Origin of the sequence: Hahella chejuensis KCTC 2396 (assembly GCF_000012985.1) — a bacterium.
GTDB classification, from domain to species: domain Bacteria; phylum Pseudomonadota; class Gammaproteobacteria; order Pseudomonadales; family Oleiphilaceae; genus Hahella; species Hahella chejuensis.
On record NC_007645.1, the window covers coordinates 398,029 to 418,096 of the forward strand.

Annotated in this window: 21 protein-coding genes; 7 read left to right on the plus strand and 14 right to left on the minus strand. The window is 53.9% G+C overall.

The features are described from left to right. Positions 1–3 precede the first annotated feature (3 nt). The 7 genes from HCH_RS01745 to HCH_RS01775 all read right to left on the minus strand — a co-directional run bounded on the left by HCH_RS01745 (position 4) and on the right by HCH_RS01775 (position 5,382). Positions 4–1,107 carry a DUF2586 domain-containing protein gene (locus HCH_RS01745; protein ID WP_011394377.1) on the minus strand — a complete coding sequence of 368 codons (1,104 nt, stop codon included), beginning with the start codon at positions 1,105–1,107 and terminating at the stop codon, positions 4–6. Between the two features lie 2 nt (positions 1,108–1,109). Continuing rightward, complete coding sequence (locus HCH_RS01750) at positions 1,110–1,763, minus strand: phage virion morphogenesis protein (protein ID WP_041598353.1); 654 nt, start codon at positions 1,761–1,763, stop codon at positions 1,110–1,112. Next, positions 1,747–2,235 (minus strand): phage tail protein, encoded by a 489-nt coding sequence (locus tag HCH_RS01755; RefSeq protein WP_011394379.1) that lies wholly within the window; start codon positions 2,233–2,235, stop codon positions 1,747–1,749. Before HCH_RS01755 ends, HCH_RS01750 begins: the two co-directional genes overlap by 17 nt. Beyond that, positions 2,235–2,699: a head completion/stabilization protein gene (locus HCH_RS01760; protein ID WP_011394380.1), complete on the minus strand. Its 465-nt coding sequence runs from the start codon at positions 2,697–2,699 to the stop codon at positions 2,235–2,237. The genes HCH_RS01755 and HCH_RS01760 overlap by 1 nt, the downstream gene beginning before the upstream one ends. A gap of 99 nt (positions 2,700–2,798) precedes the next feature. Continuing rightward, positions 2,799–3,500, minus strand: coding sequence for a phage terminase small subunit (gene gpM / locus HCH_RS01765; RefSeq protein WP_011394381.1), 702 nt, complete (start codon positions 3,498–3,500; stop codon positions 2,799–2,801). 3 nt (positions 3,501–3,503) lie between these two features. Beyond that, positions 3,504–4,541, minus strand: coding sequence for a phage major capsid protein, P2 family (locus HCH_RS01770; RefSeq protein WP_011394382.1), 1,038 nt, complete (start codon positions 4,539–4,541; stop codon positions 3,504–3,506). Positions 4,542–4,566: 25 nt separating this feature from the next. Continuing rightward, positions 4,567–5,382 carry a GPO family capsid scaffolding protein gene (locus HCH_RS01775; protein WP_011394383.1) on the minus strand — a complete coding sequence of 272 codons (816 nt, stop codon included), beginning with the start codon at positions 5,380–5,382 and terminating at the stop codon, positions 4,567–4,569. A gap of 159 nt (positions 5,383–5,541) precedes the next feature. Between HCH_RS01775 and HCH_RS01780 the strand changes: the two genes are divergently transcribed. The 3 genes from HCH_RS01780 to HCH_RS01790 all read left to right on the plus strand — a co-directional run bounded on the left by HCH_RS01780 (position 5,542) and on the right by HCH_RS01790 (position 8,616). Beyond that, on the plus strand, positions 5,542–7,287 hold the full coding sequence (locus HCH_RS01780; protein ID WP_011394384.1) for a terminase large subunit domain-containing protein: 1,746 nt from the start codon (positions 5,542–5,544) through the stop codon (positions 7,285–7,287). 14 nt (positions 7,288–7,301) lie between these two features. Further along, positions 7,302–8,288 (plus strand): phage portal protein, encoded by a 987-nt coding sequence (locus HCH_RS01785; protein WP_011394385.1) that lies wholly within the window; start codon positions 7,302–7,304, stop codon positions 8,286–8,288. A gap of 64 nt (positions 8,289–8,352) precedes the next feature. Next, positions 8,353–8,616 carry an ogr/Delta-like zinc finger family protein gene (locus HCH_RS01790; RefSeq protein ID WP_011394386.1) on the plus strand — a complete coding sequence of 88 codons (264 nt, stop codon included), beginning with the start codon at positions 8,353–8,355 and terminating at the stop codon, positions 8,614–8,616. A 534-nt stretch (positions 8,617–9,150) separates the two neighbouring features. On the opposite strand, the gene HCH_RS01800 is transcribed toward HCH_RS01790, so the two are convergent. The 7 genes from HCH_RS01800 to HCH_RS01825 form a co-directional block, all read right to left on the minus strand. Continuing rightward, positions 9,151–9,951 carry a hypothetical protein gene (locus HCH_RS01800; RefSeq protein ID WP_011394387.1) on the minus strand — a complete coding sequence of 267 codons (801 nt, stop codon included), beginning with the start codon at positions 9,949–9,951 and terminating at the stop codon, positions 9,151–9,153. Continuing rightward, entirely contained in the window at positions 9,945–11,318 is a 1,374-nt protein-coding gene (locus tag HCH_RS01805) for a hypothetical protein (protein WP_011394388.1), read from the minus strand. The genes HCH_RS01800 and HCH_RS01805 overlap by 7 nt, the downstream gene beginning before the upstream one ends. 195 nt (positions 11,319–11,513) lie before the next feature. Continuing rightward, complete coding sequence (locus tag HCH_RS01810) at positions 11,514–12,092, minus strand: 3'-5' exonuclease (RefSeq protein WP_011394389.1); 579 nt, start codon at positions 12,090–12,092, stop codon at positions 11,514–11,516. Positions 12,093–12,156: 64 nt separating this feature from the next. Continuing rightward, positions 12,157–12,324, minus strand: a complete 168-nt coding sequence (locus HCH_RS32925) for a hypothetical protein (protein WP_238384956.1) — start codon at positions 12,322–12,324, stop codon at positions 12,157–12,159. A 168-nt stretch (positions 12,325–12,492) separates the two neighbouring features. Beyond that, positions 12,493–13,047, minus strand: coding sequence for a hypothetical protein (locus tag HCH_RS01815; RefSeq protein WP_011394391.1), 555 nt, complete (start codon positions 13,045–13,047; stop codon positions 12,493–12,495). A 457-nt stretch (positions 13,048–13,504) separates the two neighbouring features. Continuing rightward, complete coding sequence (locus tag HCH_RS01820; RefSeq protein WP_011394392.1) at positions 13,505–16,159, minus strand: toprim domain-containing protein; 2,655 nt, start codon at positions 16,157–16,159, stop codon at positions 13,505–13,507. A 14-nt stretch (positions 16,160–16,173) separates the two neighbouring features. After that, complete coding sequence (locus tag HCH_RS01825) at positions 16,174–16,371, minus strand: hypothetical protein (protein WP_041598355.1); 198 nt, start codon at positions 16,369–16,371, stop codon at positions 16,174–16,176. Between the two features lie 260 nt (positions 16,372–16,631). Here HCH_RS01825 and HCH_RS01830 point away from each other — a divergent pair, with 260 nt between their 5' ends. The 4 genes from HCH_RS01830 to HCH_RS01845 all read left to right on the plus strand — a co-directional run bounded on the left by HCH_RS01830 (position 16,632) and on the right by HCH_RS01845 (position 20,065). Beyond that, complete coding sequence (locus HCH_RS01830; RefSeq protein WP_041598356.1) at positions 16,632–16,949, plus strand: hypothetical protein; 318 nt, start codon at positions 16,632–16,634, stop codon at positions 16,947–16,949. After that, complete coding sequence (locus HCH_RS01835) at positions 16,949–17,959, plus strand: phage integrase (RefSeq protein WP_011394393.1); 1,011 nt, start codon at positions 16,949–16,951, stop codon at positions 17,957–17,959. The genes HCH_RS01830 and HCH_RS01835 overlap by 1 nt, the downstream gene beginning before the upstream one ends. A 75-nt stretch (positions 17,960–18,034) precedes the next feature. After that, positions 18,035–19,144 carry a P-loop NTPase fold protein gene (locus HCH_RS32040; RefSeq protein WP_011394394.1) on the plus strand — a complete coding sequence of 370 codons (1,110 nt, stop codon included), beginning with the start codon at positions 18,035–18,037 and terminating at the stop codon, positions 19,142–19,144. Between the two features lie 138 nt (positions 19,145–19,282). Beyond that, a complete protein-coding gene (locus tag HCH_RS01845) occupies positions 19,283–20,065 on the plus strand; it encodes a hypothetical protein (RefSeq protein ID WP_238384957.1) in 783 nt (260 codons plus the stop codon). The last annotated feature ends 3 nt before the right edge of the window (positions 20,066–20,068 follow it).

The window sequence follows — 20,068 nt, forward strand, 5'->3', positions numbered from 1 at the left end:
TCCTTAGTGGGACAGATCCAAAATGATGTTGGCGGTAATGTCCTTGGGGCAGTTGTACGGCTGTACTTTTAAGTACACCTCCACCCGGGTTTTTGTGGGCCAAACAATCTCGATGCTCTCGTCCTTGGGGCTTTTGATCTCCCCGGGAAAATGTTCGCCCGCAAAAACGACGCTTTTGCTCATCTCACGCAGCGGGCGCATGAAATAGGTTTTATTGGCGGCGATGCTGACCGGGGTGGAATTCAGCGAACGGTTCGCCACCCGGGCGATGGCCAGAATGCGAATCGCGCGCGCGGCCTTGTCCACCACACGCAGGTTTTCAATCACCTGGTAATCGCCGGCTGGCACGTCCAACAGATTGCAGTCGCCCCAGTAGGTCCCCGGGTAATCCGGGTAACGCTGCACGCAGGACAGGCGGTTGGCGTCCAGGGTCGCCAGGGTGGCGTCCGGCAGCTCTACGCCGTCTCGATCCACAGGGGCGTCCCCCAGACCCAACACGGACCCGGTAGCGACGCGCATCGGGCTATCGGCGATACTCACCGCCCGATTACACAAGCGCCCCACCAGCACGCCTAAGTCGTTGCGATGCAGCAGTGGGACCACGGCGACGCGAGGACAGGCCGCGCCGTGGGTGATCGCCGCCTGGGCCGCTTCGTAGTCGCTCCAGCTTTGCGTTTCAGAGTCCACGCCGGCGCTGGCGGTCAGCACAATGACGCGCCGCCCGATGGTCGTGCGGATCAATTCCGCCTTGGTCTGCATCGCCTCAATGGCGGCGGCGTCCGCCGCCGGCGAACACAGCGCCACCAGTTCCGGCGATACGGTCAACATGGCCTGATCTAAGGCCGCCTCCCAGGGATCGCCGCTGTTGATCGGCGCCGCGTAGGCTTGCCAGTTCTCGCCGCCATTGGCCTTGGCCGCCGCGACGTTGGTTTTTAGGGCGCTGTCGTCCGCGCCCAGGATCTCGTCCAGGTTGCTTTGGGTGTTGAGGGACAGCACCCGTCCCAGATTCTTAACGCCTACGCCGATAAACAGCGCCTTGCGCTCCACCTCGGGGAAGTTCCCTTGCGAGAGGTTCAAGTTATTGATGGTGACCTTGCCTTGCGCCATGGTTAACCCTTTGTTGCCTGCTTGAATGTCTGCTCAAAAATGCGATCAATGAACGCGTCGATGTCGTGCTGCGTCGCCCCTAAAAAGCTCCGCGCCGGCAGAGGAATCAGCCAGCGCCCCTGGCGCGGTTTGTCGGTCAGCGCGCGCAGCACAGCGCCGGCCTGGCCGAAAGTCAGGTTCTGCGTGACCCACTTCAGCGTGGGGCGTTTGCGTCCGCGTCCCTGGCCGCGCGGGAGGGTGAATCCGGCTTCGCGCAACTGCCTGGCCTGGCCCCGGGTGGCCGGGGCGGCGTAGTCGGGGTGGCCGTGGCGCTGTTGCATGCGGGCGCGGGTCATGATTTCCGTGACGCCCTCTTGCTGCGCTCGCGCGATCCGTCCGACTAGGGTGTTTTTAAAGGTGATCGTCACCCGGTCCGCGCCGGCGAACACCGCCAGGCGTTTGCTCAAGCCCCGCAGCATTTTTTTATTGCCCTGTTTGCGTGCTTGCCAGGGCTGACCGTCCAGGCCGGTCTGGCTGCGCAGGCGCTTGCGCGACTGGGTCCGCACCTGGCGCCCGATCTGTCCCAATATCCGCTTGCGCTTGGCCGCCGGCAGTTTCAAAAGGTCCAGCTGGCGCTGTAGCTTCAGGTGGCCGCCAACCTCAATCTTTACGGACATAGGGCGCATCCGTGGGCTGGGCCTGGTCGTCGCCCACGCCGACCGCGTCGGGCTCGTACACGGGGACGCTTTCCACCCGCCAGCGTGCGCCGCCAAACTGGATCGCGCCGGCGGCGTCCACGACCAAGTCCAGGTTCTCGTAAAAGCCGATGCGGATTTCTATGTCGGCGGTATCGTCGCCGTTCACGTCCACGTCGATATCGGGATGGCCCAGGCCGTCCCGCTCCCGTTGCGGGTCGTGGTCCATGAGCCAGGTCACCACATGGGCGATCAGTAATTGCGGCGGGCCGCTGTAGCGCTCGACCACCAACACCGCGTCATACTTCAGCCGGCACACGCGCACCCCCGCGCCCAGGCGCTTATCCGCCGCCTCCAGAGTTCCGTTTTCCATCCAGCTGTCCCACTGTTCCGCCGGCGCCAGCTCCTGGGACAGCAGAAAGCGGGTCAGCTCGCGCAGCTTCGCCAACGCCATTACAGCAACTCCGCCGTAATGCCCGTGGCCGCGCCCAACAACCGACGCAGGGCGCGCACGCTGTCGCTTAACAGGCTTTGCTCGGTGTCGTCCGACTCTTTGGCCAGGTTCTCCGCCTGCGCCCGTCGGTTCATGGTGGCGAAGGCGTTCAGCAGCGACGCTTTGGCCCGGCAGGACACCGCGCGCAGGTAATACAGGACCAGCACGTTATGCCCGTCCAGCTGCTCTGCGCCGACCGCGTCCAAGGTTTTAAACCCGCCGCCCAGCCATTCCGCCTTACGCATCGCCAGGCTGAAATTAATGTCCAGCATGGCCTGGCGCACATGGGCCGCGACCATGTCGCCGTGATACTCCGCCGGGATGCGGTAGACCCGTTGGAATTCCGCCAAAGACAGGTCCGGGAAAAAGCCGTCATTAGCCAGCGTCGCCTCTATAACGGCGTTACTTTTACCGCTGAAACTCATGGTCGCAGCCTCCGAATAAGAAGGCGGCGCGCACTGGGTTAAGCTGACGCGGCGCGAGGCCGGCAGCGCCCCCAGGCGCCCGCCTGGGTGGGTAGTCGGTTAGGCCAGTCCTAGCTTGGCCTGTAGTTTGGCGATGCGGGTTTTACAGCCCGCCGCCGGGTTGGCCGCCTGCGCCTGTTCGAAGTAATTAAGCGCCGCGTTCAGGTCGCCGTTTTGCTCCGCATTCAGACCGCACTGGCGGTACAGCTTGCCGGCGACAATGTCGTTCGCCGTGGGCCAGATTTGGTCTGTCAGCTTCGCCGCCGCGTCGTCCAGGTAGGGACTGGCGCTGTCGCCTGCTTTGAACTGACGCTCCGCCCAGTCGTGGACCTCTTCCAGCACATAGGTAGGCAGATCCCGTTTAAAGTGGCGGGGCATACATTGCTGTTGTTCGATGGCGAGGCCCGCCCAGGCCATGGCGCTTTCGATGTCGCCCACGTCGAACAACCAGATGATGCAGAACACCAGCACCTCGTTGGGGTAACGCTGGCCGCTGTCCTGGTAGGTCTGCAAAAAGTCCATGAACTGGGGCAGCACGCGCGCCTTTAACGCGACCTTGTCGGGGATGCCGTCCAGCTCAGCCAGCTGCTCCCGGCATTGCGTCAACGCAGCCAGCGCCACCTGGTAATCGCCCCGCACCCGGGGCGACAGGGCGCTATTCATTACTGACGAATTGCGCGCTACCTCCGCCGCGGTTATGGCGTCGTTGGCGGCCTGCTTCGCAAGACGGCGCTGTTTATGTTGGACGGTCAGCAACGGCATGGGTTAAGCCCAGTCGCCGGCGCCCGTGGGCAACTTCACGTTGGCGAACTCAAAGCCGGCGGCCTTGGTTTCGTCCTCGATCACATAGCCTTCGTTTAGGCTGTTGAAGTCTTCCACGCGGTTGCGTTTCGGGTTGTCGATCACCTGACGGCGCAGGCTGTCGGCCTGGTAGTAAAGGCTCAGGTTATCCAGGCTGGTGATCAGCAGGCCTCGGGCCGGGAAAAAGGGCGCGGTGATCGCAGGTAAACCGCCATAGGTGCGGATAATGGCCTGATTCTCCAGGCGCTCTTTTTCCGTTGGCTTGTGACCTTGCGCCGCGTACAGCTGCGCTTTGTCCTCCGCCAGCAGATCCCGCCCCATGATCACCACCAGGTCGCCGCCGTCGCGATGCAGTTCGTCCACCATCTGTAAGCAGGCGTGAACGGCGGCGTCCAGGTTGGCGAAGTCGCCGCCCTCGCCAATGCGGATCTGGCCGGCGGTCGCGCCTTCGACGAACCACTGCGAACCGGATTTAAATTCTCGTAGTTGCTGCAACCAGCCTTTGTTCACATCCTCGCCGTTGGGGTGGTCGCCAGGCTTAGTGGCGGGCAAGGCGCAACTGGTGCCCAGCCAGCCCACACGGAGCTTGGAAAGACTGATCGCCTTGCGCACCCATCCGCCGTAACGGGCTTGGAAGTCGGGAAACTTGGCCCAGGAATCGATGGTTTTGTATTTAATGTGGGTGTCGTATTCCACCGGGTGCAGCTCATAGCCTTTACTGCCCAGGGCCAGCACGTCGCTGGTCTGGCGGTCGGCGCTGTCAGTGTCGGTGCGTTTGGGCACAAAGCCGGTCACGCTGCCGATCACCTTTTCCCCTTTCAGCTCGTCCACCGCCACCACGTTAATCAGCTGCAAGAACTCCGAACTTTCGGTGATCTTGTCCTGCAACTCCTGGGCGATAGTGGGCTCTACATTGAACTGCTCCGCGACGGAGCCTACGCCATAGGTGGCCGCCATGGCGGCGCACATGTCATTGAATAGTTGTTTCGTTTTAAAGTTCATTCGGTCCGCTCGTAGGTGGTTGGAGTTACAGCACGCGCGGCGCGGCGTCGCCGACGCCTTCCGGGGTCAGGGTGCCGGGCGCTTCTTCCAGGGCGGCGCTGAACTCGGCCTTTAAACTGTCGTGCGCGGTCTTCAGGTCGGCGAACTCGGCTTTGATCTCCGCCAGGGCTTGCGCCAGATCTGGGGTTTCCGGTTCTTTTGGTGCGTCCTCGTGTTTGGCGTTTAGCTTGTCCGCGAGGCTGGCGAAGCCCTCCGCCAGAGCGCTGTTAAGCTGCTTGAATTGGTCTTCCGTCATGGCGTGCTCTTGTTCGTTGGGTTCGTGGTTGGTGTCCGTGCGCGCAAACTTACCCATGAGCCGGGAAAACAGGCTGGTCGGGTTGTCCACGCGCAGCGGCGCTAGTTCAATCGGGGCGGTAAACAGGTTGTCCGGGTGTTGCGCCCGGGCGTTAAAGCGCAGTTCCGACGTGCCCAGGCTGGCGGGTGAATCGGTCACCGCCAGGCCCGCCAGATAGGCTTTGCCGGTTCCCGCGAAATTCGGCTGGATCTCGATAGAGGTAAACAGCTTTTGTCCGCTGGTGTTCATCAAAATCAGTTGGTCCGAGGGGGCGATTCTGGCGAACAGACACTCCCGGCCTTTGTCGTCCTGTTCGTGCTTCACGTCCACCACCTGGCCGAGATTGCCGAAAATGCGAATGTGCTCGTACCAGATGTTCGCCGTGTATTCGGCGGGGTCGTAATTGGTTGCCATGTCGATGATGTCCTGGGCGGCGATGTTGCGCCCGTCAATCGTGGGTCCACTGGTGGCCACTTTGACAAAATCGGTATGCAGGGTGCGGGGCATGGGTTCGGGTCCGTCAGTCGTTGCGATGACGCCAAGATAGGCATTCCCACCGGCCCCGGCAAAGGCTTTGAATACGCGTCTTTCCTTGTCGTTTTTAGTAGGAATAACAAGGAGTTAAACAAGGATTAACGCCACCAAAAAGCCCTTACACTGGGCCGCATGTCATCACGTTACCCCCCTGAAATCATCGAAGCGGCGAAGGGCCTTTTTCTTCGCCATATCACGCCGGCGGAAATCCAGCAGCAGCTGGGGATTAATAACGTCCGCGTTATTTACCAGTGGATTGAACGGCACAACTGGAAAGACATGCTGCAACACGAAACCGTCGAGCAGGCCACCGCCCGCCGGTTAATTCATTTGGTGGAAAAAACCAATAAGGTGGCGGTCGATTACCAGGAGATAGACCGGCTCAGTAACCTGTTGGATAAGCTGGCGGGCATTGATTTAAAGAAAGCCAAAACCGCCCGTGAGAAAGCGCAGTCGGAACACGGCGACGCGGGCGGCAACCGCAAGAAGAAAAAGCGTGGCGTGAAAAATGACGTGAGCGGGATTACCCCGGAGCGTCTGGAGACGATCCGCAAGGAATTGTTTTATGACTACCAGCACCGCTGGCACGATAACAAAAGCCAGCGCACGCGTTTTATTCTGAAGTCACGCCAGATCGGCGCGACCTATTACTTTGCCTGGGAGGCCTTCCAGGACGCCATCACGTCCGGCGATAACCAGATCTTTTTATCCGCCAGCCGCTCCCAGGCGGACATATTTAAAGCCTATATCCTCAAGTTCGCGCGCGAGTATTTCGACACGGAATTGAAAGGCGTGGACGTGATCCCGCTCAGCAACGGCGCGGAGTTACGCTTCGTCTCCACCAATGGCCGCACCGCCCAGGGTTACCACGGTCATTTATACATTGATGAAGTGTTCTGGATTCCCGACTTTGACCGGCTCAACAAGCTGGCCAGCGGCATGGCGGCGCATAAGAAATGGCGAAAAACCTATTTCTCTACGCCGTCGGTGAAAAGCCATGGCGCGTACACCTTGTGGAGCGGCGAGCGTTACAACGAGAGCCGCCGCCATAAGGTCGAGTTTGATCTGTCGCGGGCGGCGTTACGGGAGGGCCAGCTGGGACCGGATAAGGTCTGGCGTAATGTGGTTACCGTTGAGGATGCCGCAAACCAGGGCTGCGATCTGTTCGACATAGACGAGCTGAAGCAGGAATACACGGAGGCGGAATTCAACAACCTGTTTATGTGCGCGTTCATGGAAGCGGGCCTCTCCGTGTTCAAGCTGGACGATTTGTTGAGCTGCGCGGTATGCAGCAGCGACGTCTGGCCCGACTTCAAGCCCAGGCAGCCGCGCCCGTTTGCAAACTATCCCGTGTGGTTAGGCTACGATCCGGCGCGCACGGGGGACCGCTCCACCGTGGTGGTGGTAGCGCCGCCGATGCATCCCGCCGGCAAGTTCCGCGTGCTGGAAAAGATCCAGTTAAAAGGCGCGTTCAGCTACCAAGCCAACCGCATCAAGGATTTGCTGGGACGCTACAACGTGCAGTTTGTCGGCATCGACTGCACCGGCCCGGGCCTGGGCGTATTTGAGCAGGTGAAAGCTTTTTACCCTCGCGCCACGCCCATTCACTACAGCCTGAACGCCAAAACCGCCCTGGTGTTGAAAGCCATGGACGTAATCGAAAACGCCCGCATTGAATGGGATGCGGAACACACCGACATTCCCCAGGCGTTCCTCCAGGTGAAGCAGACCACCACGGGCAACGACCTGGTCACCTATGTGGCCGACCGCAGCAGCAAAACCGGCCACGCGGACGTGGCTTGGTCGATCATGCATGCGCTTAGCAACGAACCTTTGGACCGTAAGCAGCGTCGTGGCTCCATCGCCATGGCCGGATAAGTGAGCATTAGAAAATGAGTAAATCGACTTCGCCCATGGCGTTTAGCTTTGGCGCGCCCGAGGCTGTTTTAGACACGACGCTGACCTCTTACCTGGGCGTGTTTTTAAATCCCCATGGCGACTATTACGCGCCGCCGGTCAGTCTTACCGGGCTGGCCAAACTGCTGCGCGCCAACGCCCATCACGGGACCATTCCCTATTTTAAGCGCAACATGCTGCGTAAGTTTTACGTGCCGTCGCCCGTGCTCAGCGCCACGGATCTGGAGAACGCCGGCTTCGATTACCTGGTGTTTGGCATGTGCTACTTTCAAAAGCTCTTTAACCGCCTTGGTCAGATCGTCCGCCTGAAACACATTCCGGCGTTGAATATGCGGCGCATGAAAGCCCCGGATCAGTTCTGTTTGTTGCAGCCAAACCAGGCGGACCCGTTGGCGTTTCGTCCGGGGGAAATCATTCAGTTAAAAGAGTACGACGTGAATCAGCAAATCTATGGCGTTCCCCAGTACCTGGGCGGGCTACAATCCGTTTTACTGAATGAGAGCGCAACGCTATTTCGGAGGAAGTACTACAACAACGGCGCGCACATGGGCTTCATCTTCTACACCGCCGACGCCCAGTTGGACCCCGAGGACGAGCAATCCCTAAAAGAACAAATCCGCGCCAGCAAAGGCGTGGGCAATTTTAGAAGCCTGTACATCAACATACCCGGCGGAAAACCCGACTCCGTGAAGATCATTCCCGTGGGCGATATCGCCACCAAGGACGAATTCGAGCGGGTAAAGAATCTAAGCCGTAACGATGTATTAAGCATGTGGCGTATTCAGCCGGCGCTGGCCGGCATCATGCCGGAGAATACTGGAGGCTTTGGAGACATCGAAAAGATCAGCCGCGTTTACTATGAAAACGAAGTGGTCCCCATGCAGCATGTGTTTTTAAAACTTAATGATGGCCTACAGGCGCAGAAGCAAATCCGCTTCGTAGAGATAATTAGCCCTAAATAGGGCATTATTTATCTGTAAACGGGTACTATGGTAATATTTTCTTTCACGAAAGAGGAAAGCAACAATGCAAGTAAATTGTACCGAGTGTGGAAACAAAGCCATTATCACCAGCCGCCAAGCCTTGGACCCTAAGCTGGCGAACTTATACTGCGTCTGCAAAAACGCGGAGTGCGGACACAGCTTTGTCATGAATCTGGCGTTTAGCCATACGCTCAGCCCGTCGTCGTTTCAGGCTAAAAAAATGATGGTGGAAATGTTAAGGGGAATGGATCGGGCCGAACAGTTGGAACTGCTGGCCCAGGCTCGAAACGATATGAGTGTTATTTAGTGTCCGCTTTGATCGCTTTCCGTGCCTCCTCTAACTTTTCCATTATTAGCTCAATAACCAAGTCGCACCCTAACTGATATTGTTCGCTTATCGCGTGTCGAGACCTTTCTTTCACTGAAAGTTGCACGAATTCCAATATTTGCTGACTTTCAGCCAAGCACTCCAAAGCATCAATAATATTTTTCGTCCTGTGTAACAAAACTCGATAACTCCCAAATACTTCCTTTTATGCCTCAGAACCTCTTCTGTCTTTCTGGCTATAAAAAGATCAGATTTCACATTAAAATTTTCAGGTAACTGTATATAAATACAGTTATTTTTATATCACTTTTTTGTGAGAACGGTGTGTAACGAATCTTTGTCAAATCTTTTCCGTTTTGTGAATTGCGTCACATTTTGTTTCTGTTTGCTCATTTACTAAACACAGTAATCAGTTCTACAGAGTTAGGGAGTCGAGAGACCTTTAAGGTAGAAGGGAGGAGTAGAACGAGAGGCACATAGCGCCTTTCAGCGCCATGCGAAAAGGAGGACAGGTTAATCGAGTTTAATGGGGCTTGAAGGTTTTATCCCCTTTGCTTCTTCAAACCGCTTTTGATACTCAGGAGAGAGCCTAACGTTTACAAACGACATGAACTCATCTATCGACTCCCTGGCGATCTCAGCAATATTATGTGAAGGATTATTAAACTCTCTGTTTAATGCGTCTGGACTAAACATTATGGCTATCTCGTGATCATCAGATATAGGGAGATGATATTCGATTTCATAAGGTTGCTGAGGGTGGCTCGCAACTATCTGATACCAGGCAAGTTGATTGATGTTTATTATCTTTACATCTTCATCAGACGTGGGGTACGTCCAAAAGTGAACCTCTGGATCAATGGGAACTGCATAGTCTCCCCTGTGTGTCCATAAATAAGTGTTCGCCTCTCCCCATATTTCCTTGCTGTGATCCAGCAGCCATTTTTTCATATCGGATGATAAAAACAGGCTGTCAATATCACGGTTTTGCGGAGTACGCCTCCTCAACTTTATATCTACGGTTAAGCTGCCTATTGCTCCCTCGCCGAAAGGCTTATCCCAATATTTCCACCCCCTGCGAAGTAAATTAATAGACATTCCCTTCTTATCGCTCCAAACCTTAAATTCACTATCTTTATAAATATCCACCTTGAAAGGCGTTCTAAGAACGCTTGTCGTTTTTTCATTAGGCGGACATTTAAACTCTAATATCGTTCCGGATAAGTCAAAACGAATGATGGGGGCTGATTTGAAATCAGGCCGTAGCGGGTTTGCTATGGATGCACGAAAGCGCTTAATCCAGCGCATTACCATTTCGGCCTCATCTCACGCATTAACGCCATGAAGGATTCTTTATATCCTCCTGACTGTTTAATAACTTGAGTATTAAAATCCACGTTGCTCTTTGTCGGATGATAGTGTGGGTTAAGCACTGTACTTTTTGAGCTATTGGCAATGATGTTTCTTATTTTAGAGGCGCCAAACAAAACGCCGATGGCGGTAACAGTAACGGCGGCGGCGCCTCCAAAAGTTGAAATTATGGGAGCCCCCATTGCAATTGAGCCTATCTTAAAGCCCGTCCCAAAGGCGGAAGCAGTAAGTCCAAAGCCCCACGCGCCGTCTATTCGCGCCTGAACACGAATTTTCTCCGCGACTTCTGCGGGAGCCCCTCCCCACTGCTCTAAAATGCCCGCTGTTTTAAATTGCTCAAGCATTTTAGACCTTACACAAGTCCAGTCGTCCGTTTGCGTCTTGGTGACGTCTTTCGCCAAAGACATTCCCCGCCTCTGCATTTCCAGCAGCAATGGATTTGCCGCCATTCCAGGCGCACCGATAAATACAGTGTGTTTGTCTAATTGTAAATCAGGCGGCAGTTGTCGCAAGGCGGCCAGCATCAACTCCGAGCCGTTCCCGGTAATGGTCCAGTTAATCTCGCGTCCGATCTTTTGCGCCTTGTAAATCCCTTGAGCGAGCATAGTGGCTGTAAAGTTGGCGGATGTTTGCTTCTGCTCGGGAGTGGTCCATTCCGTGCCGCCCCGGTACAAAGGCGGCGGGTTATAAGCAATAGTGTAACCATTGCTTTCAAGGGTATCCGTGGAACCGGAATAGGCATCTTCAATAATGGGGGGCATTATGTTTGTCGCCGCCTCTTTCAGATTGTCACAATGCCCATTAATAGCCGCATATTTATTAAGTAAGTGGTTTGACGGGGATGGGGACAAATGCCACTGATCCCTCCTATACCGCACATGGTAAAACCCCGGTTGATGTCCTTCCGCGTGTTCCACTAACTCAACGTCGGTTATGTACACCCCAGGAGAGAGCCCGCCGACGCTGTCTTGACGGATTACATAGCTGATACGCAGATTTTCCACCAAATCCACATGCTCAAAGGCGTTGCGCTTGTTGGAATAGGATTGAAAACCGCCTGCGCATGATCTGAGGCGAGACAGGCGAGACAAGACAAGATTTTCCTTACCTCCCACTGTAAGCAGGTAGGCAAAGCGGCGACCGACTTCCCCGCCAGGAACATAAATTTTTCTTCCCGACTCATTTCCTACGCCATCAAACATTAGCATGTAGCCAGAGGCCGCATTTCCATATGATCGTTTAAAGCCGTGGTTTATCAGGCTCGGTTGGCTCAAGCTTGTGCGAGTAAGTTCGGCGGCGGGCGCATTCATACGGGATAAATCTCCTTATTTAGGGTGTCTCTGAAAGGTAAAACTGGCCGTATAGTAGCCAAGTCCAGGCAAACGCTGAATCAGCCTAATGGCATAAATTTTTCTGGTCAATTCTACCGAGTGAAACGACGGGAAAGGGCCAGCCAGTAGGTTTACCCACTGACTGGAGGATAGGGCTGATATTAAACGGGAAGGCTATAGATTAGTGTTATGATGTGCTGGCTCAGATAGTGCGGCGACGGCTCTAATCACCTCCACCGTGGTGAAGCAATCCGCCACAGCCCGGTGGGCGCCATACACTTCTATCCCCATTTGCGCGGCGGCCTTGGCTAAGCTCTGCCTTCTATAGCCGCCTCGTTTCGCGTCGGGCTCTTTCCGATATCTGGCGTAAGCATTCATAGCGCATTGCCAGTTTGCTTCAATCATCGGCAATCTGTAGGCGGCGCAGGTCTGCTTTAATAGCCGACGGTCAAAGTCGGCATTGTAAGCCACCACTGTTCTACCGCCGATCGCTCGCCAAAGTGAAATATACACGTCTGGAAAGTTTGGCTTGTTCGCCAGTTTTTCGTTGGTAACGCCGTGAATCTCAGCGGCTTCCGGCGGCACTGGATTAAGCGGGCGCACCAACTGGTCAAACAATACATTTCCACGCATGTCCATGACGCTGATTTCTATCACTTCCGCCTGATCGTCCAGCCCCGTGGTTTCCGTGTCCAACACCACCACGCGGGAGCTTGTTAGCCATTCTTTAAAAAGTTCTAATCCGATATTCATTTTTACAGTGTCCTAATAAGCAGAGGGCGAACGGTTGCGGCTCTCTGCTTGTGCTTCCATTTGATTAATTCATATCGCCATTATTAACTGGCGAAACGTCGTTGTTTTCGCTTGTCGTCTGCTTTGCTCGTTCGTTCCTGTCTCTTAACCAGCGGCGGCCCTTGCCGCCTTTCACTTGATGCTTCAGCCAGGCGATGACGTGGCCGTTGTGTTTGGGGTGTTTGCGTTCCATTGCCGGCGCTTTCCTCTGCACGTTTCACCACGTAGAATCACACTCGGGCTAACGCATGGGCGCGTAGCGGTGCCGACTTGTCGGCCTGGTGCGGGTTGTCAGGACTAATGCTTGTGCGGCTGACAGCGTCCCGGTCAAGTTCTGCTGTCAGTGCTCCTTTAAAGTCATTCATATCAGCAACCCCTCTATAACCGACTCGTAATAGCTATCCAGCACGCCTCCGGCCAGATCGCTTTGGCTACATACGCCATGGCTGGCGACAAGTAGCGTTCCCCAGACGGGCTTTAACAGGCTGGCCATGGTCGCCAGTAAAATCTGGTCGCGGCGCTTGGCGTTGAGCAATGCCGCATTTAGCGCCGCCGGGGATCTCAAACCGATTTGCTCCAGACGGCTAACGCCCTTGTAGCGTTCTTTCATGGTTTGGATAGCAAAGGCGCTTTCCCCCAGCAGTTCGACGGCTTGGCTCCAGTAGAAGAAAAAAGCCGGGGTCGCCTGGGGAAGTTCGTGCGGCGCTCTGTAGTGGCGCTTGCCCAGGGTTTCGAGCACGGCGAGCCGGCCTTTTGTTTTCGCCTCATGCACCCAACAGCGCAGCGCCTGCCGCGAATTAAGGGTTTTCGACATGCCCGGCGCAATCGCCAGGCCGTTGCAGATCCCCGCCGCCCAGGTTTCCATTGGGCATAAGGGGGCCTCTAAAGTGGGCGCAATCGCCCCTTTATTCATCATGGTGTTAACTCCTTTACATTGATTCCGGGTCAGCCCCGGGCCTGAATCTCCCCCGATAATTGGGTGGGGGGTGTCGGGAATTGGTAACTTTGGTAACCAAGTTCCGAAAAAGTAATTTAAACCTATGTTTTTAAAGTGTTTTTCAGCCTCCGCGATTTGGTAACTAAAAGGTAACTAGAAGGTAACCTAAAAAGTTACCACGTTGATTTATAACGATTTTCCATTTTTGAAAAAGGGAACCTGCGAGTAACTTTTCAGAGCTTCAAAAGGTAACCTCGGTTACTAAAAAGTTACCTAAAAGTTACTTTTTTATTTTCTCTATAAGTCATTGTATTAATTAATAAATTCAGTACTTTTTTAATAGTGGTTACCAAAGTTACCAATTCCCGACACCCCCCTGAAAAAACGGGCTTCCCATGCTTAACGCGCACATAGGCGCACGTATTTACATATTTAGTTAGCGCTTAAAAACCCAACAATGAATGGTCTTTCCGAGCAATTTGCTTTTCACTTTTCGGGTGTCGGAGTACTTGTAGCGCCGGCTATTCGGCAACAGCTTTTTCAACATCTTAAGGTCCAGGGATCGCTGGCCATGGTTGCGGCACATCTCATCAAAATGGTTCAGGTTGATAGCGATCCCGCCCGTTCCGACCAGGTGGTTAAGCATCTCCACCATAGCGCTTTGGTGGTACGCCTGCGGGTCCGGTTGCTGGTTCAAGTACTCGTATGAATCCCAGAACTCCGCCACCGCCGGATGGTCGTCCGCCAGGCGCTCCTGACGACTGAGAGCACGCCCATACAGATAATCGCTCAAACCACTGAAAACGCTTTCATTAAGAGTTGGGAAGATATGCCGCAACGCTTTTGCAGCCGCCATTAACTGGGCGTGGTTTTTCACCAAACGCAGCAGGCTGGTTTTAATTTCCCCGCGGCTGGTGAAGACTTCCTCATAGTGATTAAACTCGTTGAAGAACGTGTTTAGGATCTGCGTTTCATTCTCCAGCGCCTTACGCAGAAAGCCCGCCATCTGGTCGACGCCTTGCCGTTCGAACCACTGCGCCAGCTTTCGCGTGCCAGGTGTGTGGTGTTCCGTCGTACAGTGGCAATGGACAATCCGTTGCAGCAAGGGCGGCGATCCGTCCACCTCGGCATTTTGCGCAAACACCAAGCCGCCTAAAAAGAGCGGTTCTTCCGTGTCGTTGCCGCGCTTGGCGACGCCCAACGTTCCGACCGCGCGCCCGTTAAAGAAGGGTTTAAACTCGTCGAAATCAAACTGCTTCTTTTTCACGTCCGGCTCGTCGCCCCGGTCGGATTCGATCAACACCAGGGGCATATTAGAGCTTTGCGTAAATGCGCGCCGGCGTCCGGCGGCCGTTGACTTCATGGCGTCGAATCCTTCGTAGTCGTCGCGGCCCAAGAGTTTCCAAAGAAACTCAATCAGCGTGGATTTACCGGCGCCCGGATCGCCCGTCAGTTCAAGAAAGGGGAAGCTCTTGTGCTTCGCCCGGATCTGCTGAACGAACAACGAGCCCAGCCAGAAGGCCAGCGCCGTTAATCCCTGCCAGGAAAAGGTCGTTATAAAGTTGTCGATCCACTCCGGGTTGAACTCCCCAGGCTGCACCCGAAAGCCCTTGAAGCTGGTTTTGATGCCGCTCCGCTCCAGTTCAAAATACCCCTCCGCATTCAGTTCCAGTTGTTTGCCTTTGCTGAAAGCAAAGGTCTGGTAGACGTAGGCTTGGCTGTCGGCGTGGTAACCCACATACGGAATGGATTGAATCTCTTTGACCTTACGGTTTAACCACTGCTCATGCAGCATGGCCATGTCTTTGGAGCTACCGGAAAACGCGCCATAGCCTTTGGTGATCATCGCCTTATGAAAGCTAGACGGCGTGTCGATGTTGCTCCCGTCCAACTGGATTAACGCATCCGCGTTATTGCTGCTGTACTGCACCCGGAACACATAGAATTTTTCGTCCAGGATCTCGTCCCGCTCCGCATAAAGCAGTTCCGGCACAAAGTTACTGATCGGGAAGGCTGTGCAGTGCTGGCTAAACGAGTCGTAGCCTTTACCTAGCGTCAATACTGCACCTTCCAGTGCTTCATATAGCTTAGTCACGTCCACTGATACGGAATGCAGCCGGTTATCAAAGTCGATAACGAAGTGAGAATGGCTCTTCCACAAATAGTATGCGTACGCCTTCCACATCACGTTTTTCGCCGTGAACATTTTCCCCCGGTACTGCGCTTCCTCCAGAAACGTATTGTGGATCATGTCCAGGCGGTAAAGGTCGTCCCAGTCCTTGCTGGTCCCAGTTAGAGAGATCTCGACTTTTTCACCCGCCATCTGGAGCTTGGTGTAGTGGGATTTCATGCTCTTGCGGCCCGCTGCGTCATCATCCAACGCCAGCACCCAAGTGATTTTTTTCCCTAAATAGGGTTTTATCGCCTCGCTTGGGTAGTAGCCGGCGGCCAGGATCGCCACCGCCTTACGCTCGGAGAAGTGCAGCGCCAAGGCGTGGAAGATACCTTCCACGATATAAACGCGATCACCTTGTTTAAGCTCCTGGGTCGGAGGCATCCACCACTTGCCCTTAACCGGATCAACCAACACCCATCGCCCATTGACGTTATGGCGTTTGCCGCTGAAGTTGATGCGCTGGCCGTCGTCCTTCTGCTTGTCGATCAACCGTTCCCAATAAAGGGTCCGGTCGCTGTTCAGATAGAAACGGACCGTATTACACCACTCCTGAGACTTGGGCAGCTTATAGCTGCCTTGCTCATACCAGCCCACCATTTCACTAAGAGGAAAGCGGCGATTGTGCGCCAGGTAGGCGTCCGCCGTGGCGTTCGGGTTTGCCTCCGTGGTGGGGAAGCGTTCGGAGTAGTTATTGAAAAGTTCCGGGTATATTTCCCGGGTTGTCTCGCTATAGCCGCAATGTTTTAGCCGGTTACAGCTGACGCGCCAGGGCTCTTTCATGCTGACGAAAAGCTCTTTCTTTCCGCAGTTTGGGCATTTGCCCTGCTGTAAGTATTCCCCTACACGCTTGAAAGCGAACTGGCCATCGCTGGCCAGCGCCTCCGCTATTTCGTTTCTGTTATCGAAAGTTTGCATTGATCGCCCCAGACTCACTTACGTTTTTCGCTTTCTTCGATGCACTCTTGCGCTAAACGAGCCACATTTATTAATACCAACCGCCCAATATGCCTAACGGGTAAATATCCTCTTGCGATTTGCCCTCTCACCTGGTCTTCGCGAAGTCCTGAGAGCTCAGCAAAAGCTCTTTTGGTCATGAGTGGAGAGGGGAATATGATTTTTTCTTTCATGCTAAATACATCCTTTATGCCTGTTTTGTGCTTGTATGTGCTTGCACCAGGGCATTATTTACCCTTCGCAATTGGTGTGTCAACGGAAATATGCCTTCAATCAGGCATATAATGCCTGTTAATCGGCACATACGAGCACATACAGGCACGTATCAACACATTAGCTATTTTTATTTCATCCTTTTTGTTGCAATTTCTGCCCCCAAAAGTGTAAAAATGTGCCGATATGAGCACGTATTTGTCGTTACAGAGGGTAAGAAATGAGACTTAAGGCTGGTGAAAGACTTAAAGCGCTTCGTGAATTAGCGGGATTTACTCGACAAGAGTTTTCAAGCATCACAAATATCGAGCTTATCCGGTTGACGAATCTAGAAAAGCTAAGAGCTAGGGTCGCAGAAGATGAATATGAAAAGCTTGGTTTGCTATTCCCTGAAGTAATTCCTTGGTTTGCGTACGAAGGTGACATTTCTCTAGAGGCATTAAGATCAAGTGAGCAGAAACTTTGCCGCCTAATTGCAGCAAGGTTTGAAGCTGGACAGATTCCAGAAGGTTATTTTTTGGAGGAAAAATTTAAGTAATGGCAGTGAAGAAAGTAGCCAACGGGTGGAAAGTAGACATCCGACCAGAAGGGGTTTATGGGAAAAGAATAAGAAAAACTTTTCCAACCAAACGGCAAGCTGAACAGTGGCAGATAGACCAAAAGGCAAAGGCTAACGCTGGCGAGTGGAGCCCACCAAACAAAGACCGCCGCAAGCTCTCTGATTTAGTGAACACTTGGTATGACTTACATGGGCATACTTTAAAGGATTGCGATAATCGCTTGAGATCACTAACGGCCCTAGTGAATAGATTAGGAGACCCTATAGCAAAAAACTTCACTGGAGAAGACTTTCTTGAATACCGAAGATTTAGACTGACACAAAAGCATGAGCACAGGGATAAGCTTGTGGAGCCAAATACTGTAAATCATGAGCATGCCTATCTCTTTGCTGTATTTAGCAAATTAATTAAGATTAAAAACTGGAAGCTTGATAATCCATTGAAAGGACTCTCAAAACTTACGATCGATGAGCCAGCACTTGTTTATCTGGAACAGGATGAAATAAGGGCATTGTTGGCATCCCTAAAGGAGTCAAAAAACCCTAATGTGTTAGTGATTTCAAAGATATGTTTGTCTACAGGCGCGCGGTGGGGTGAAGCTGAATCACTTCAGGCTCAACAAGTGAAACAAGGCAAAATCCACTTTATTAAAACTAAAAACAGTAAGTCCCGAGCTGTACCCATTTCAGACGAGCTTTCAAAAGAAATAATAGCAGGGCGTCCTAGATTTGGCCGACTGTTCCCGGGTACATCAAAACAAGCCTTTCGCCTTGCAGTAGAGCGCTCAGGCATCAACTTACCCGATGGTCAAATGACCCACGTACTCAGACATACGTTTGCTAGCCACTACATGATCAATGATGGAAACATTCTAAAGTTAAAAGATATCCTCGGGCACAAAACACTATCTATGACTATCCGTTACGCTAAGCTCGCTCCAAAACATTTGGCAGATGCAGTAACTCGAAACCCTTTAGCCACGCTGTAGAGTCCACAAAGTGTCCACCCAAAGGAGTTAGTACGTGCATAAATGAGATCGTGACGAGCGAAAAATCAATAGTTTATGTCAGTACGTGCCGGTACTAGCAGCCTCAGGACGGACGACACTTCCGTGTTTTCCTCAGGGCTCGGCAAAATCGCCGCGCATATTCCCGCATTGCTGCTGGCGGGCTCATACAAGTATTTCCAGACGGTTTGGGCGAGCCCCATGGCGCCGGAACTTAACACTTATCTGCGCCTGCCCACCTATGGCCATTATCTGGGAACCGCTCCTGTCATGCACAATCATCTGCAATCGCTCTGCGAGTTGCGGCTGAATCCGAAAAAAGGACCGCAAAGCCGCTTTCTGCTGGTTGTGGAGGATTTGGATCGCTGCAGTTATGAAAACATCGTCAAAACCTTTGAGACCCTGCGCCTGGTGATGAATATTCCCCGCGTCACCGTGATTATCGCCATCAATCAGCAAATCGCCCTGACGGCGCTGGCGATGCACTACGAAAAGCTGGCGCCGCAACACAAATGGCAGAATCCGCAAGCGATTGCGCGGGACTATCTGGCGAAAGTCATGCATGCGCCCATTACCCTCAGTGAGCCGGACGCCGCCGCCGTGACCCGCTATTTGGGAAGTGTTTGCGGCGCCCAGGCGGACCAGCGACAGGAAACGCCCCACATGGCGATCCATAAATTGCTGCCCGATTCCCCGGCTCGTGCGAATGAGGAAGGCATGTCTCCCCAGCAAAAACAAGCGTTTTACTACTGGCTGGAGCATTTCGAGCTAAGCAATCCCAGGCAAATAAAGCGGTTGTATAACGGTTATAACCTGTTGCGCGCCTGTCTGCGGGAAGACTGGTTGCAGACGGAGGAGGAAGCGCCTGGTCTCAGCGATAAGCGCAGACCTCTCGCCTATCCCATGATGGTTGCGTTGTTTGCGATGGAATACGCCAACGATCGTCCTGACCAGCTTGGTGAGAAGGGGCTGCATAACTGGAAAAAGTTCCTGCGCGGCGAGCGGGGCAAGCCGCTGGAGGACGGCGATAGCCTGGGGCGTATCGACCATGAGGTTCTGGCGATCCTTAAAGAGCCTGTGTGGGAAGACAAGTTAACACCGGCGATCAAGGCGTTTGTGCTGCCCGCTATTGAAACTGAGGAGATTAAGCCAGTGCTGAAAGGCTGATGCAAAGCGCCTTCAACCTTTCCCTGATACCATTTCCCGCCGCATATCAGTAAAGTGAGTATTTAGGGCTGGTTATTGATCGTACGTTTTATGCTGAGTAGAGTTTTGGGCGGGTATTTGCGACCGCTGATTTTAGCCGTGACAGTGCTCCTTTCCGCTTGCGCTGAGACTACATCCAGTCCGCAATTGCGTCTTAGCAATGCGGATCTGGAGTGGGTGGGGCGCAAAGTTTTTCAAAATGAATGCGCGGGTAAACGCGAATGTCTGGTGACCTGGAATCAGGGAGAGGCGTTTCCATCCCTGGGAATTGGTCATTTCATCTGGTATCCCGCGGGTGTCGAGGAGAAGTTCAAGGAAAGCTTTCCTCTGCTGTTTCAATACATGCTGACGCAAGGCGTGGTCGCTCCCTCCTGGATATTGGAACTGGACCCGCTCGACGCCCCCTGGCCAACCCGACAGGCGTTTCTGGCCGTTCAGAACAGCCCGCAGGTGGAGGAGCTACGTGGCTTCCTGGAGCGCACTAAAGCGCAGCAGGCCGCTTTCATGTTTCAGCGGGCGACGGCTTCGTTGGAGGCAATCATTGCATCCGCTCCCGCTGGCAGTCATGAAACCATTCGTCTGCGGATAATGCGTTTAAGCGAAACTCGCGGCGGCGCCTATGCGCTGATTGATTACGTCAATTTCAAAGGCGATGGTCTGTTGGAAACCGAGCGCTACAAAGGCGAGGGCTGGGGCCTGAAGCAGGTGCTGGAGGAGATGGATCGCTTTGAGCAGGGGCGCACGCCTCTGCTGGCGTTTCGCATGGCGGCGATCTTCGTACTGGAACGGCGGGCGAATAACGCCGCAAACCCTATCGAAAAGGAAAAATGGCTGCCGGGATGGAAAAACCGGCTCACCACCTACACGGACCCGGAGGCTTAGTCA